This is a genomic window from Alteromonas sp. ABV2_168, from assembly GCF_056161165.1.
In genome coordinates this window covers 15304-29597 of record NZ_JBSWYQ010000001.1, presented here as the reverse complement: position 1 = coordinate 29597, position 14294 = coordinate 15304, and the positions used below count along the sequence as shown (strand labels likewise).

Genomic DNA, 14294 nt, shown 5'->3' with positions numbered 1-14294 from the left:
ATGTCAGAGCAAAACAACTACGACTCGTCCAGTATTAAAGTCCTGAAAGGATTGGATGCAGTACGTAAACGCCCGGGTATGTATATTGGTGATACAGACGATGGAACCGGTTTGCACCACATGGTATTTGAGGTTGTAGATAACTCTATCGACGAGGCGCTGGCAGGCTATTGCTCTGAAATTGTGATTCAAATTCACTCTGACGGTTCAGTATCTGTTTCAGATAATGGTCGTGGTATTCCTACTGCCATGCACCCGGAAGAAGGTGTATCAGCGGCGGAAGTCATCATGACGGTACTGCACGCCGGCGGTAAATTTGATGACAACTCTTATAAAGTATCGGGCGGTCTTCACGGCGTAGGTGTTTCGGTTGTAAATGCGTTATCCAGCAAACTGAAATTGAAAATTCGTCGTGAAGGCAAAGTTCATGAGCAGGAATATCACCATGGGGTACCACAAGAACCACTGGCGATAACCGGCGATACGGACAAAACCGGTACTTCTGTGCGTTTCTGGCCAAGTTCCGATACCTTCACCGATACCTTATTCCACTATGATATTTTGGCTAAACGTTTACGTGAACTGTCATTTCTGAACTCAGGTGTGTCCATTCGCCTTAAAGATGAGCGTGACGGAAAAGAAGACCACTTCATGTACGAAGGTGGTATCCAGGCTTTCGTTCAGTTCCTTAATCAAAATAAGACTCCGGTCCATCAGAAGGTCTTCCACTTCAGCACTGAGCGTGAAGACGGCATTTCTGTTGAAGTCGCAATGCAGTGGAACGATGGTTTCCAGGAGAGCATATTCTGCTTTACTAACAATATTCCACAGCGTGATGGTGGTACACACTTAGCCGGTTTCCGTGGTGCGCTTACCCGTACACTGAACAACTACATGGAAAAAGAAGGCCTGAATAAAAAGGCTAAGACTAATGCCAGTGGTGATGATGCCCGTGAAGGTTTGACGGCCGTTATCTCTGTTAAAGTACCTGATCCTAAGTTTTCATCACAGACAAAAGACAAGCTGGTTTCTTCAGAAGTGAAGAACGCCGTTGAGTCTACGATGAACGAAAAGCTGGCTGACTTCCTGCTCGAGAACCCCAACGAAAGTAAAATCATTGCTTCGAAGATTATCGATGCAGCAAGGGCTCGTGAAGCCGCCCGCAGGGCTCGTGAAATGACGCGTCGTAAAGGTGCATTGGACCTGGCTGGTCTTCCCGGTAAACTTGCTGATTGTCAGGAAAAAGATCCTGCACTATCTGAACTGTATATAGTGGAGGGTGACTCTGCAGGTGGTTCCGCCAAGCAGGGTCGTAACAGAAAAAATCAGGCTATTCTGCCGTTGAAAGGTAAAATTCTGAACGTAGAAAAAGCCCGTTTCGACAAAATGTTGTCATCTCAGGAAGTCGCAACCCTCATTACTGCATTAGGTTGCGGTATCGGTCGTGACGAATACGATCCCGAGAAACTGCGTTATCACAGCATCATTATCATGACCGATGCGGACGTGGATGGCTCGCACATCCGTACGTTGCTGCTTACATTCTTCTATCGTCAGATGCCTGAAATCATCGAACGTGGATACGTCTATATTGCTCAACCACCACTTTATAAAGTGAAAAAGGGTAAGCAGGAACAGTATCTGAAAGACGAAGATGCATTGACTAACTACCTGACAAATATTGCTATTGATGGTTCAGCACTGTTTACCAGTGAAGATGCACCGGGCATTTCCGGTGTTGCTCTTGAGAATCTTGTGAAGCAATACCAGTCTGTTGAGAAGATGATCAAGCGTCTTCACCGTCTGATGCCGCCGGCGATTCTGTACCGTTTAATATATTCTCCAACATTGAGACACGAAGATCTGAAGAGCGAGTCAACGCTTAGCGCCGTGGCAGAAAGTTTCGTAAACAGCCTCAATGAAAAAGAGAATGATGGCGCAACGTATCGTTACGACATCCTGCCAGAAGAAGAAGGTAGCGAATTCTTTATTCAGATCACCATGCGTATGCACGGTATCGACTACTTCTACAAACTGAACCAGGAGTTCATCGATTCTACTGACTACGCAAAAATTCGTGACCTGAATGAATCTATCAACGACATGATGAATGACTCAGCATACATTCAGCGTGGTGAGAAGAAACAGCCGGTAGAGTCATTTAAAGATGCCCTTGAATGGCTGATGGGTGAAGCTAAGCGCGGTCAGTATATTCAACGTTATAAAGGACTGGGTGAAATGAACCCTGATCAGTTGTGGGAAACAACGATGGACCCTGACAGCCGCCGTATGCTTCAGGTTACCGTTGAAGACGCCATCGCTTGTGACCAGTTATTCACAACATTGATGGGAGACCAGGTTGAGCCACGCAGAGCATTCATCGAGCAGAATGCACTGAAGGTAGAAAACCTCGACGTGTAGTTTACTGATAATCAATACAAGGGTGGCATTAGTCACCCTTTTTTATTGTAAATATAAAATGCCGTGTGCATTTAAGAAGGTTAGTGGATGCACACTCAGTTAGACGGCGTCCGGTAAAAATGAGTCATAACCAGAACAGGAAGCGTTGAGATGCTGATGGAGCAGAATTTGAAACTACTTGATAGTAGGCAGGCAAAGAAAAAAACCGTCGTCTTTGACTTCGATAAAACCCTGTTCAATGGTGATTCCGGATATTTGTTTTACCGGTATCTGATATGCGCATCCAAAAGGAAGGTTGTTCTGTTTATTCTTTTATTCCCGCTGTTGCTTATTCTATTTGCGTTCAGAAAAACCAGGTTGATGTCGTTGCACCTCGTATGCTGGTTGGCTACGTTGGGCGTGACAGGTAAGGATCTCAAATTAAGATTGAGTGAATACTATCAGCAACTATCTGAAAGGCAGGATGTACTGATTTATGAAAGTGCATTGGAGGAGATACTAATAAGACAAAGGGAAGGCTACCGGATTGTTATCATTACCGGAGCCCCATCCTGGCTGGCAAGATATATCGCACGGCAATGCCGTATTCCTTTTGACAGGATCATCGGCTCGCGTCTCACACATGCATTCTATGGTCTGTTTACTTCAGAATACTGCTTTGGCAAAAATAAACTGACGATGGCTACACAGAAAAAAGAATGTTTTGAACAATGGGTGCACGGTTATACAGACAGCTTGTCTGACATGCCTGTTATGGATAAATGCACGGAAAGCATTACGCTTATCAATCCCTCTGAAAAGTTAAAAGGTCGGGCAGAGCAACTCGCCGGGGAGAAAGTCAGAGTGGCGGAGTGGGTGTAATTAAGGGTAAGAATGAGAGATAAAAAAACGGCTTCGTAATGAAGCCGTTTTTGTTTACGCTTTCGGTGTAACCAGCAGCATGACCTCACCGCCACTGGCAGGGGTGAAGGTAAAACGATACACACCGGTTTTCTCGGGTGTGAACTGCAGGTTTTCGGATTCGGTGCCGCAGACCATATAAATGGAAGATTGCATCATGACAACCTGACCTTTGTAGCGGGCACCACAAGTTTGATCCGGCGTCCAGAAACCGTCAGATAAACGGAAGTCATAGGGTTGACCATCAGCAATCAAATCAACATCTACGTACCAGCCTTGTGAACCTTCCTTTAACTGATATTTGGCATTGGCTTCCCACCAGTTAAAAACACCACGCAGGTAAAGGTTCTCAAATTTAATTTCCGGCGGCTCCATGATGCCGGGTAAACTGACTACGCTCCGGCTGCTACACCCGGAAAGGAAGACAAACATTAATAAAAAAGCGAACTTTTTATTCACTGTGACTCCACTAAAAAAATGCCCGACATTGTTGTAGCCGGGCATCGTTAAAAAGGCGATACCAGTTACTGTTTAGTCAGTAACGAAATATCAGCGGTTTCAAGGAACTGCTGTCTTAATACAGACAACAAGGCCAGCCGGTTGTTCCGTACGGATTCATCTTCAGCCATTACCATGACATTATCAAAGAAGTTATCAACAGCTTCCCTGAGAGTCGCCAGAGCGCTCAGCACAGCATTATAATCCTGTGAAGCAACACCAGCTTTCACTTCAGCCTGAACATCTTCCAGCGCTTCGTACAGTGCCTTTTCAGCATCTTCCTGAAGTAGTGCGGTATCTACAGACCCTGCAAGATTACCTTCCTGCTTGGCGAGAATGTTCGCAACACGTTTATTGCCTGCTGCAAGTGCTTCTGCCTCTTCCCGTTCCTTAAACGCGGCTACCGCCTGAACACGTGCTGCGTAGTCTGCAGGACGGGTAGGACGACGGGCTGCAACGGCCTGAATAACATCAATACTGACACCCTGGTCCTGTAACAGGGCAACAAAGCGTCCTAGTACGAAATCAACGACCTGCGTTACGGTGTCTGCATTGGTAAGCTTATCGCCATACACTTCAACAGATTTAGACACCAGAGTTTCAAGATCCAGTGCTAAGTCCTTTTCAGTGATGATACGTAGTACGCCAATTGCTGCGCGGCGAAGTGCGAAGGGGTCCTTATCACCTTTAGGTAACTGACCGATACCAAAAATACCCACCAGCGTATCCAGTTTATCTGCAAGAGATACTGCTGCGCTGACACCGGAGACAGGTAATTCATCGCCGGCAAAGCGGGGCATATATTGTTCATACAATGCGTCAGCTACAAGAGGGGCTTCACCATCATTGATAGCGTAGTACTTACCCATGACGCCCTGCACGTCCGGAAACTCCATGACCATCTGCGTCATTAAATCCGTTTTTGCCAGTAAACCGGCACGCGCAGCTGCTTCAGTGTCATCACCTGTCTGCTCAGCGATAAACGCTGACAACGCAGAGATGCGGTCAGATTTATCTTTAAGCGTACCCAGTTGTTTCTGGAATAACACGGTTTCGAGACTGCCAAGACGACTCTCCAGCGAAGACTTCTTATCAGTGTTGAAGAAGAATTCCGCGTCAGCAAGTCGGGGGCGGATAACCTTTTCGTTACCGGAAATAACCTGAACAGGATCCTGAGACTCAATATTACTGACGAACAGGAAACGGTTATCCAGCGCACCGTCTGCTGATAACAGAGGCACATACTTTTGATCATCTTTCATGGTGTAGATAAGTGCTTCTTTGGGCACTTCCAGGAAAGACGCTTCAAAAGATGCCTGCATGACTACCGGCCATTCAACGAGAGAGGCGATCTCTTCCAGCAGACTTTCATCATAGTCAGCTTTCAGGCCCAGAGAGTCAGCGGCCTTTTCGAGTTCGTTACGGATGTACTCAGCACGCTCAGAAAAATCAGCTATAACGTAGTGAGACTTCATGGCTGCAGCGTAGCTATCAGCATGGTCAAGTTCAAACGTAGCTTCACCATGGAAGCGGTGGCCCTGAACTACACGACTGCTGGCTTTACCTAAAACAGTCAAAGGTAACAGTTCGGCGCCGTACAAAGCAGTAACTGTGTGTACCGGACGAATAAACTGAGTTGTTGAACTTCCCCAGCGCATCGCTTTAGGTATAGGTAGCTTACTGATGGCCTGATTCACCAGACCTTCAATGAGTTCACCGATGCCTTGTCCTTTGACACTGGCGCGGTACAACAACCACTCGCCTTTATCTGTGACCATACGTTCTGCATCAGCAACTTCAATGCCGTTGCCCCGTGCCCAGCCCATGGCCGCTTTAGTCGGATTGCCGTCGGCGTCGAATGCTGCTGACACGGCAGGACCACGCTTTTCTACCACTTTATCTTCCTGCGACCCGGCAAGATCAGATACAGATACTGCCAGACGACGGGGAGCTGCAAACCAGTGAATGCCTGAGTAGGCCAGTTCTGCGTTATCCAGTGCTGCCTGTAGATTAGCAGCAAAGCTCTCACCCAATGATTTAAGGGCTTTCGGTGGCAATTCTTCTGTACCAATTTCTACCAAAAGATTTTCAGTGCGCACGATTACTGCTCCTTATTACACAATGGGAAGCCGAGGGCTTCGCGGGCCTGGTAGTAGCTTTCAGCACAAGCTTTTGCCAGCGTCCGGACACGCAAAATATAACGCTGTCTTTCCGTCACTGAGATGGCGTGACGGGCGTCGAGCAAGTTAAATGCGTGCGACGCCTTCATTACCTGCTCGTAGGCGGGCAATGGCAGATTCTTTTCAATCAGTAACTGGCTGGCTGCTTCACATTCATCGAAAGTCCTGAACAGGAAGCCTACGTTGGCGTATTCGAAGTTATAGGCTGACTGTTCCACTTCGTTCTGGTGGAATACATCGCCGTAAGTTACTTTGCCCATCGGACCGTCAGTCCAGACTAAATCGTAGATACTGTCTACGCCCTGAACGTACATCGCGAGACGTTCCAGACCGTAGGTGATTTCACCGGTAACCGGTTTGCACTCCAGACCACCCACTTGCTGGAAGTAAGTGAACTGAGTCACTTCCATGCCGTTTAACCAGACTTCCCAGCCCAGACCCCATGCACCCAGGGTAGGGGATTCCCAGTTATCTTCTACGAAACGGATATCATGCACCAGCGGATCAAAGCCCAGCTCTTTTAGTGAGCCCAGATATAAATCCTGAATATTATCAGGAGACGGCTTCAGCATGACCTGAAACTGATAATAGTGCTGCAGACGATTGGGGTTTTCGCCATAACGGCCGTCTGTAGGACGGCGGCAAGGTTGTACATAAGCACTGCTGATAGGCTCCGGACCTAAAGAACGCAGGAATGTCATCGGATGAAATGTACCTGCACCTACTTCCATATCCAGAGGCTGGATAATCACGCAACCCTGACGTGCCCAGTAATCCTGCAGTGCGAGGATCAAACCCTGAAAGGTTTTAATATCGTATTTCTGCATGTTTGCTGCTTATAACTGACCAATGTAAAGGTGGAGTAGTATACAATTTGTAAGCTGATGAATGTAGGCTGAAACAGCGAAAACTGATTAAAAAGCGCGTAATTAAAAGGAGAAACGCCATGACAGTGCCACCTGATGTTAACCGTTGCGGTTGGGTGTCTGATGATGAGGAGTATAAGCTTTATCATGACACGCACTGGGGGCGGCCGGAAATGGACGATATTTCACTGTTTGCGAAGCTTTGTCTTGATGGTCAGCAGGCCGGATTGTCCTGGATCACCATTCTGAAAAAACAAAAAAATTACGAAACACTGTTTCATCAGTTTGATCCGGAAAAAATAGCGCAAATGGGGGAGCAGGATGTTGAACGTCTGATGCAGGAACCCGGTATCATCCGCAACAGACTAAAAATCAAAGGCATCATTGCGAACGCAAAGGCATATCTGGCCATTACAGAGAATATCTCATTCAGAGATTACATTTGGCAGTTTACTGACCATAAAACCATTATTAACAGCTGGCAGAATTATAAAGATGCTCCGGTAAGTTCAGCAGAGTCCGTACTGATGGCAAAGACACTGAAAAAAGCTGGTTTTAAATTTGTCGGAGAAACGATTTGCTATGCCTACATGCAGGCGGTGGGAATGGTAAACGACCATACGGTCACCTGTCATTGTTACCAGGCTTGTTGCGAGGAGGCGAGGCGTTAGCCGTTGCAGGGCTGCGGCCGTGTTAAATACGGCCGCTGAGAGTTATCAGTTATTTCGATGCTGAAGTACGTTGGCTGAGGTTTTCGCTCCAGCTTCTTATCGCATCCAGTTCCCTGAGAACGCGGGATTCGTATTCAGATTCAATCTGCTCCCGTGCATCATCCTGCTTTTTACGCTCTTTTAACGGAAGCTGCTTGCGCTCTTCCAAAATAGCAAAGCCACTGATTTCCACGTACAAAGCATGAATGTGAGGAAACTCAGAGCGGTAATCAGGCGGGGTTTCCAGTGGTAAAGCGTTTAACAGCTTCGTGATCCGGATAGCACCTTCAGATAACTCACATTGTTGTTGCTGCATCGCTTTGCTGATGACAATAATGCTTTCTGTAATGTTTTCTATCCGTCCGTCGCGGGCCGCTTTATGCCGCTCATTTTGTTGTTTAAGCATGAAAAGCAAACGGCCTGCGTAAAAACCGAGGCCGAGAATAATGACTAAACCGGCAATGATAGCAATGGTTAACCACATAAAACCTGACACCTTTAGTCTTTAAATTCGTCCATACTCATGGCATCGAGACTGTCCATCGGATCGTCATCATCTTCATCGTCGCTTTCAGCAATACCCAGCAGATCACACAGGATACGATGTCGTGCCATTTTGTCATCAACGTATTGTTGTTCAGCTTTTGAAATGGCTTGTCCTTCATCCAGTTTATCCAGCAAATCAGATAAACGGTTATCTGCTTCCAGAGCTGCCAGTTCATCAGCCGGTGTTGCATACTTTTTCACTGTCGCACGGGCTACCGGTGCTTTAATCAATTGCACTGGTTTTTTACTGCCATGACGGGGATCTTTGTTCACCCGTACCGCCTTCGTTTGCTCTGGTTTTGACTCAACAACATTACGGCTTCCCGCTGGATTACCTTTATGTTTGTTTGTCTTTGAGGAATTCTCTGAGCCGGCGGGCTTCTTTTTCCGGAAGTCCGGATCTTTACGGACACCAATGCGACCAATTTTTCTGGTCTTCTTCGAACGGGACGACATAGTTGTCTCCTGCTAATAAAAACTAATTACCGGATTATACCAGGTATCTGTGATTGCTTCTTCAACAAAACAACGTCTTTGCTATAAAGAGTGACGTCATACCCATATTGTTTACCAATAAAGGCGAAGGTTTGATCAGAGAAAAATGATACGTGGGTGAGGTCGTTTTTGTAATGCCAGCTGGCAAATTTCAATGCGCTTTCAACACGCTTGGTCATAATGACAAGCACACCGTTAGCGGCTAACAACCGGGTTAACAATGAAATCTCACGGTGCGGCGTATGGAAATGTTCTATGGCTTCCGTACAGGTAATAAAATCATAGTACCCGGATGTTTCAAGGGCAGTGCTGTCATCAGCATAAAAAGGGTCGTATACCGACATATGATAACCGGATTCGCTTAACATACCGGCGAGCACCGGGGCCGGCCCGCATCCGAAATCCAGTCCCTTTGCCGGCGGGGTGACCGTGGCCGTTACAGGCTCCATCGCTCGCTGTAAAAATCGACGGTAGCCCTCATCTTCAGCGTTGTTTTCATGGAGATCATATTCCTGCTTTTCTCTTTCTGCGGAGGGCAGAGAGCGTCCGTCAACAAATACCAGATCACACCGCTGGCACTGATGAAACTGTCGACGTTTATCTTCGTGATAAAACTGAATGTCTGAATGCTGACAAAGAGGGCAGGTAAGTTTTGGCATCGGATTAAAAAGGATGAATGCTATTTGTGAAGTGTAACAGGCGCCGGAAAGAAAAAAAGGTGATGGCCTAAACCATCACCTCGTTTATCAGTGTCTGATGACACCTCTCCCGTATTTGCACTAAGTGCAAGGGTGTGCTCCCCTTATTCTTATTTTTCACAGAGCTGGAATTATTGTTCAAGGTCTTCCTGACACTTTATCCAAAATCCTATACTGTTGCTTTTTATTATTGTTGTATAGCTGGTGCGCTTTCAGGCAAAGCACCAAACTTGAAGTTGTATACTACAGAACAAATTTCAAAAAACAAGGTAATTTTTACAATTAATTAACAAGCGTTGTATAACAAGTACTTAGTGCAGGCCTGCCAGGTAGTTTGACAGTATTTCGATATCTTCATCTGTAAGTTTCATCGCTATATCCCGCATCATTGCGTTCATATCGTTGGCGCGCTGACCCGCTCTGAAACCTTTCAGCTGTGCGGCTACGTAATCGGTATGTTGACCACTGATATCCGGAAACCCGGCCAGACCCATGCCATTACCATCCGGACCGTGACATGCGCTGCAGGAGGGGATCCCACGTTTCTCATCACCGCCGCGATATAAAGCCTGACCCGCAGCAACATAATTTTCTGGCGTTTCGCCGGCTTTTGCTTCCTGAGAGGCAAAATAGGCGGCTAAGTCAGCCATGTCCTGTTCGGAGAGAGGTGCTGCCATACCATTCATGACTGCGTTGTTCCGACCTTCCTGACCACCGGTCTGAGAAGCCAGTTTGAACTCTTTTAGTTGTTTTTGCAGATACCCTGCATGCTGGCCGGCGATCTTCGGATTCATAGGAATCATAGAGTTACCGTCCATTCCGTGGCAAGCTGCGCACACGGCCGATTTCGCTTTACCGGCTTCAGGGTCGCCTGCCGCCATGGCATTTGTGGTGAAACCTAACGTCATACAAACAACTAAACACAGTTTTTTCATAACTAATCTCTACAAAGGACCAAACGGCTTCGACGATATACGTGATATCATTGTATTTTACACATTTAGCACGCCAGAAAAACCTATTCCATAATAAAACTATGGTTTTATAACCGTTTTCTGACAGGTGTCAAATAAATTAAAATTAAATGCAAAGTATAGACGGATATTCAACATGTCGTATTACACAAAAGCTAAGTTTCTGATGAGCGCGCCTGATATCCGCCATCTAAAGCAGGATGAGGGCATAGAAGTCGCCTTTGCCGGCCGTTCAAACGCCGGAAAATCAAGCGCGTTAAATACACTGACAAGACAAAAGAACCTGGCGAGGACCAGTAAAACACCGGGCCGGACCCAGCTTATCAATATCTTCGAACTTGATGAAACCCGCAGGCTGGTTGACTTGCCGGGCTACGGCTTTGCGCAGGTTCCTATTGCAATGAAAAAGAAGTGGCAGGCCTCGCTGGGTGAGTATCTGCAAAAGCGGAAGAGCTTGCGGGGACTGGTCGTCATGATGGATATCCGTCACCCGTTTAAAGATCTCGATCAGGATCTTATTTACTGGGCTGTTGATGCAGGGTTACCTGTTCTCGCACTTCTGACCAAAGCGGATAAGTTAAAATCTGGTAAACGAAAAGAAGCATTTATGTTTGCCAGAGATGCGGCACTTGCCTTTAACGGGGATGTTACTGTTCAGGCATTCTCGTCTTTATCAAAGATTGGTGTCAGCGAAGCGGCTGCTGTTCTGGATAAGTGGTTTGAACTGAATGAGGAAGAGGACGCTTAGGCGTTTTTTGGTTTTCTTGTAGCTGAAAGAAAAATCCCCGACCAAAGTGGCCGGGGAAAAGGACTGAGAGAAAACACATAAAAACCGAAGATATAGAGTGCCCCTTAAGCCGGTTAGTTCAAATTAATTGAAAAAAAATAGAAGTTTTTTTGAGATTTATTTTATTTTCCAATAAAAACAATTGCTTGGGTGCTTTCGGAATGACTTTTCTAAGGGCATAAAAAAACCCCGGTAAAACTACCGGGGTTAAAGCAAAGGTTTGAAAACAGCTTTCTCACCTCTGTACCCTACATCCATTAGGGTACAACAGAATGCTGAAAAGGCAAGTGAAATTGTAATAAAATTACCAAATATCGGTGATTATCACGATAAATACGCTAAATGCTGTAATCTACTTACTGTTTTAGTGTGCCTCGTCCCAATTTTCTCCCGTACCGGCTTCAACCTGTAAAGGAACTGACAGGGCGGCAGCCTGTTCCATCAGGGCTACAATGCTGGCAACGCGTTCTTCCACCACTTCTTCTTTAATTTCAAAAACCAGCTCATCGTGAACCTGCATCATCATAAATACGTCCCTGGCGGCTTCTTTTTGGATCCACTCATCAACACGCAGCATTGCCAGTTTGATGATGTCAGCCGCTGTACCCTGCATAGGAGCATTAATTGCCGCACGTTCTGCACCTTTCCGGCGGGCACCGTTACTTGCTTTAATGTCAGGCAGATACAGTCTGCGCCCGAATACCGTTTCAACATAGCCGGTTTCTTTCGCGTGCTCACGGGTTTTATCCATATAGCGCAGTACGCCCGGATAACGTTCAAAATACAAATCCATGTATTTTTGTGCGTCGTTACGGGGAATATTCAGTTGTCTGGACAAACCAAAAGCTGACATGCCGTATATCAGTCCGAAGTTGATAGCTTTCGCGCTGCGGCGCTGATCTGCAGTTACTTCCTCAAGAGGCACTGAAAATACTTCAGACGCTGTGGCCTTATGTATGTCTTTGCCCTGCGAGAATGCATCAAGCAAACCCTGATCTTCAGAAAGATGAGCCATAATACGCAGCTCTATTTGAGAGTAATCCGCGGCGACAATCTTATAACCGTCCCGTGGCACGAACGCTTGCCGTACTCTGCGGCCTTCTTCAGTGCGGATAGGGATGTTCTGCAGGTTAGGATCTGTGGAAGACAACCGTCCCGTTGCGGTGACTGCCTGATGATAAGACGTATGCACACGGCCTGTACGGTGATTGATCATCTTTGGCAGCTTGTCTGTGTAAGTATTTTTAAGCTTTGTCAGACCACGGTATTCCATGATCATTTTAGGAATAGGGTAGTCCAGCGCCAGTTCCTGTAATACTTCTTCCGACGTAGACGGGGCGCCTTTGGGCGTTTTCTTGATCACAGGCAAAGACAATTTCTCAAACAGAATCTGTTGCAGCTGTTTAGTTGAACCTAAGTTAAATGTTTCACCCGCGGCTTCATGCACACTGGCTTCCAGTTCAGTTATACGCTTAGCCAGATCCTGGCTTTGCTGATTCAGCTTTTGTGAATCTATCAGCACGCCCAGCTGTTCCATCCTGGACAGTACGCTGGCCAGTGGCACTTCGACATCCAGTAATAAATTTTTCAGTGGTTCGTGCTGTTCCAGCCGGCGCCAGATTTCTTCATGCAACCTTAAAGTAACGTCTGCATCTTCGGCGGCATAGGGGGCGGCCTCGTTCAAATCAATCTGATTAAAGGTAAGTTGCTTCGCTCCCTTACCGGCAATCTCTTCAAAGTGGATTGTTTTGTGATTCAGGTACGCCATCGCCAGTGAGTCCATGTCATGGCGGGTTGCCGTGCTGTTAAGCACGTAAGACTCAAGCATGGTGTCAAAAGCAATGCCCTGTAAATTGATGTCGTAATTGGCCAGGACGTTTTTGTCGTACTTCAGATGCTGGCCAACCTTTTTAACTGAATCTGACTCCAGCAACGGCTTTAATGCACCAAGCACGTAATCACGGTCAAGTTGCTCCGGTGCATCAGGATAGTCATGTGCTACCGGTACGTAAGCGGCTTCTCCGGGTGCTGTACTGAAAGATACACCAACAATTTCAGCTTCCATATAATCGAGACTGGTGGTCTCAGTATCAAATGCAAAAAGTGGTGCCTGTTTCAGCTTCTTCAGCCAGTTTTCAAAAGCAGCTTTATCTGTAACGGTTTCGTATTTGCTTTTGTCGATGTCTGATAGTGCAGGAGTGTCGTCTTCACCGTTACTTTCGTCAGTTTTTGCGCTGGTAGCAGATTCCCCTGCGGCTGATTCGGATGAGACTTCAGAAAACCAGCGCTTAAACTCATATTCGGCAAACAGGGCGGCAAGCTTTGTATTATCAGCTTCCGACGGTACCAGCGTTTCCGGCTGGAAATCCATCTCAACATCCAGCTTTATTGTTGCCAGATCATAAGATAACCGCGCCTGCTCTTCATACTCACGCATCTTATCAGCCATGGTTTTGCTGCCACGGAATGAAAGGCCTGCGATAGCGTCCAGATTCTCATAAATGGCTTTAATTCCACCGATCCCGTTCAGCAGTGCCTGTGCACTTTTGTCGCCTACTCCCGGCACGCCCGGAATGTTATCGACTTTGTCCCCTTTAAGGGCCAGAAAATCAATAACCAGCTCTGGAGGAATACCGAATTTTTCCTTAACACCCTCAGTCGTCATGATCTGGTTGTTCATGGTATTGATCAGCGTGACATGCTCATTGACCAGCTGAGCCATATCTTTGTCACCTGTACTGATGAGTGTGTCGATCCCTTTTTCGGTGGCCTGACGTGAAAGGGTTCCGATCACATCATCGGCTTCTACACCTTCTTCCACGATGATCGGCAAGCCCATTGCCCTGATAATGTCATGCAAAGGTGCAATCTGAGATCGTAATTCTTCCGGCATCGGCGGACGGTTTGCCTTGTATTCTTTATACATGTCGTCGCGGAAGGTTTTTCCCTTGGCATCGAAGACTACCGCCATGTGAGTGGGGTTGTACTGACGGATAAGGCTTCTCAGCATGTTGATCACACCGTAAATCGCACCGGTATCCTGACCTTTAGAATTTGTCAGTGGAGGTAAACCATGGAAGGCGCGGAACAGGTAAGAAGATCCATCAACCAGAATAAAGGGAGGAGTTTTGTTTTCAGACATAAGGAAACTTAAATCGCAGGCATTAGTAAAGTGAGCAGAATGCCACAGGCCGCCTGTTAAAGCCATATAACCGTCTG

Annotated in this window: 12 protein-coding genes; 4 read left to right on the top strand and 8 right to left on the bottom strand. The window is 46.7% G+C overall.

The window, feature by feature from the left end:
- Together gyrB and ACXAH4_RS00140 are read left to right on the top strand one after the other, a co-directional pair.
- A complete protein-coding gene (gene gyrB / locus ACXAH4_RS00145; protein ID WP_474880254.1) occupies window positions 1-2421 on the top strand; it encodes a DNA topoisomerase (ATP-hydrolyzing) subunit B in 2421 nt (806 codons plus the stop codon).
- Window positions 2422-2589: 168 nt separating this feature from the next.
- A complete protein-coding gene (locus ACXAH4_RS00140; protein WP_474848758.1) occupies window positions 2590-3282 on the top strand; it encodes an HAD family hydrolase in 693 nt (230 codons plus the stop codon).
- 54 nt (window positions 3283-3336) lie between these two features.
- Here the strand turns inward: ACXAH4_RS00140 and ACXAH4_RS00135 are convergent, their stop codons facing one another.
- The 3 genes from ACXAH4_RS00135 to glyQ form a co-directional block, all read right to left on the bottom strand.
- Entirely contained in the window at window positions 3337-3780 is a 444-nt protein-coding gene (locus ACXAH4_RS00135; protein ID WP_474880252.1) for a hypothetical protein, read from the bottom strand.
- Between the two features lie 65 nt (window positions 3781-3845).
- Window positions 3846-5918 (bottom strand): glycine--tRNA ligase subunit beta, encoded by a 2073-nt coding sequence (gene glyS, locus ACXAH4_RS00130; RefSeq protein WP_474880250.1) that lies wholly within the window; start codon window positions 5916-5918, stop codon window positions 3846-3848.
- Between the two features lie 2 nt (window positions 5919-5920).
- Window positions 5921-6826: a glycine--tRNA ligase subunit alpha gene (gene glyQ, locus ACXAH4_RS00125; protein ID WP_474848764.1), complete on the bottom strand. Its 906-nt coding sequence runs from the start codon at window positions 6824-6826 to the stop codon at window positions 5921-5923.
- Window positions 6827-6945: 119 nt separating this feature from the next.
- Between glyQ and ACXAH4_RS00120 the strand changes: the two genes are divergently transcribed.
- A complete protein-coding gene (locus ACXAH4_RS00120) occupies window positions 6946-7536 on the top strand; it encodes a DNA-3-methyladenine glycosylase I (RefSeq protein WP_474848766.1) in 591 nt (196 codons plus the stop codon).
- A gap of 49 nt (window positions 7537-7585) precedes the next feature.
- On the opposite strand, the gene ACXAH4_RS00115 is transcribed toward ACXAH4_RS00120, so the two are convergent.
- The 4 genes from ACXAH4_RS00115 to ACXAH4_RS00100 all read right to left on the bottom strand — a co-directional run bounded on the left by ACXAH4_RS00115 (window position 7586) and on the right by ACXAH4_RS00100 (window position 10249).
- Window positions 7586-8059: a DUF2489 domain-containing protein gene (locus tag ACXAH4_RS00115; protein WP_474869770.1), complete on the bottom strand. Its 474-nt coding sequence runs from the start codon at window positions 8057-8059 to the stop codon at window positions 7586-7588.
- A gap of 14 nt (window positions 8060-8073) precedes the next feature.
- Complete coding sequence (gene yihI / locus ACXAH4_RS00110; RefSeq protein WP_474880248.1) at window positions 8074-8577, bottom strand: Der GTPase-activating protein YihI; 504 nt, start codon at window positions 8575-8577, stop codon at window positions 8074-8076.
- A 26-nt stretch (window positions 8578-8603) separates the two neighbouring features.
- Window positions 8604-9275 (bottom strand): class I SAM-dependent methyltransferase, encoded by a 672-nt coding sequence (locus ACXAH4_RS00105; protein ID WP_474880247.1) that lies wholly within the window; start codon window positions 9273-9275, stop codon window positions 8604-8606.
- A gap of 350 nt (window positions 9276-9625) precedes the next feature.
- Complete coding sequence (locus ACXAH4_RS00100) at window positions 9626-10249, bottom strand: c-type cytochrome (RefSeq protein ID WP_474848772.1); 624 nt, start codon at window positions 10247-10249, stop codon at window positions 9626-9628.
- Between the two features lie 175 nt (window positions 10250-10424).
- Between ACXAH4_RS00100 and yihA the strand changes: the two genes are divergently transcribed.
- On the top strand, window positions 10425-11036 hold the full coding sequence (gene yihA, locus ACXAH4_RS00095; RefSeq protein ID WP_119499436.1) for a ribosome biogenesis GTP-binding protein YihA/YsxC: 612 nt from the start codon (window positions 10425-10427) through the stop codon (window positions 11034-11036).
- 403 nt (window positions 11037-11439) lie between these two features.
- On the opposite strand, the gene polA is transcribed toward yihA, so the two are convergent.
- Window positions 11440-14217: a DNA polymerase I gene (gene polA / locus ACXAH4_RS00090; RefSeq protein ID WP_474880633.1), complete on the bottom strand. Its 2778-nt coding sequence runs from the start codon at window positions 14215-14217 to the stop codon at window positions 11440-11442.
- Between the last annotated feature and the right edge of the window lie 77 nt (window positions 14218-14294).

Bases quoted from the DNA above. Each gene is read 5' to 3' on its own strand.
- gyrB (WP_474880254.1), top strand. From the start codon at position 1: ATGTCAGAGCAAAACAACTACGACTCGTCCAGTATTAAAGTCCTGAAA.
- glyQ (WP_474848764.1), bottom strand. From the start codon at position 6,826: ATGCAGAAATACGATATTAAAACCTTTCAGGGTTTGATCCTCGCACTG.
- ACXAH4_RS00120 (WP_474848766.1), top strand. From the start codon at position 6,946: ATGACAGTGCCACCTGATGTTAACCGTTGCGGTTGGGTGTCTGATGAT.
- ACXAH4_RS00115 (WP_474869770.1), bottom strand. From the start codon at position 8,059: ATGTGGTTAACCATTGCTATCATTGCCGGTTTAGTCATTATTCTCGGC.
- yihI (WP_474880248.1), bottom strand. From the start codon at position 8,577: ATGTCGTCCCGTTCGAAGAAGACCAGAAAAATTGGTCGCATTGGTGTC.
- ACXAH4_RS00105 (WP_474880247.1), bottom strand. From the start codon at position 9,275: ATGCCAAAACTTACCTGCCCTCTTTGTCAGCATTCAGACATTCAGTTT.
- ACXAH4_RS00100 (WP_474848772.1), bottom strand. From the start codon at position 10,249: ATGAAAAAACTGTGTTTAGTTGTTTGTATGACGTTAGGTTTCACCACA.
- yihA (WP_119499436.1), top strand. From the start codon at position 10,425: ATGTCGTATTACACAAAAGCTAAGTTTCTGATGAGCGCGCCTGATATC.
- polA (WP_474880633.1), bottom strand. From the start codon at position 14,217: ATGTCTGAAAACAAAACTCCTCCCTTTATTCTGGTTGATGGATCTTCT.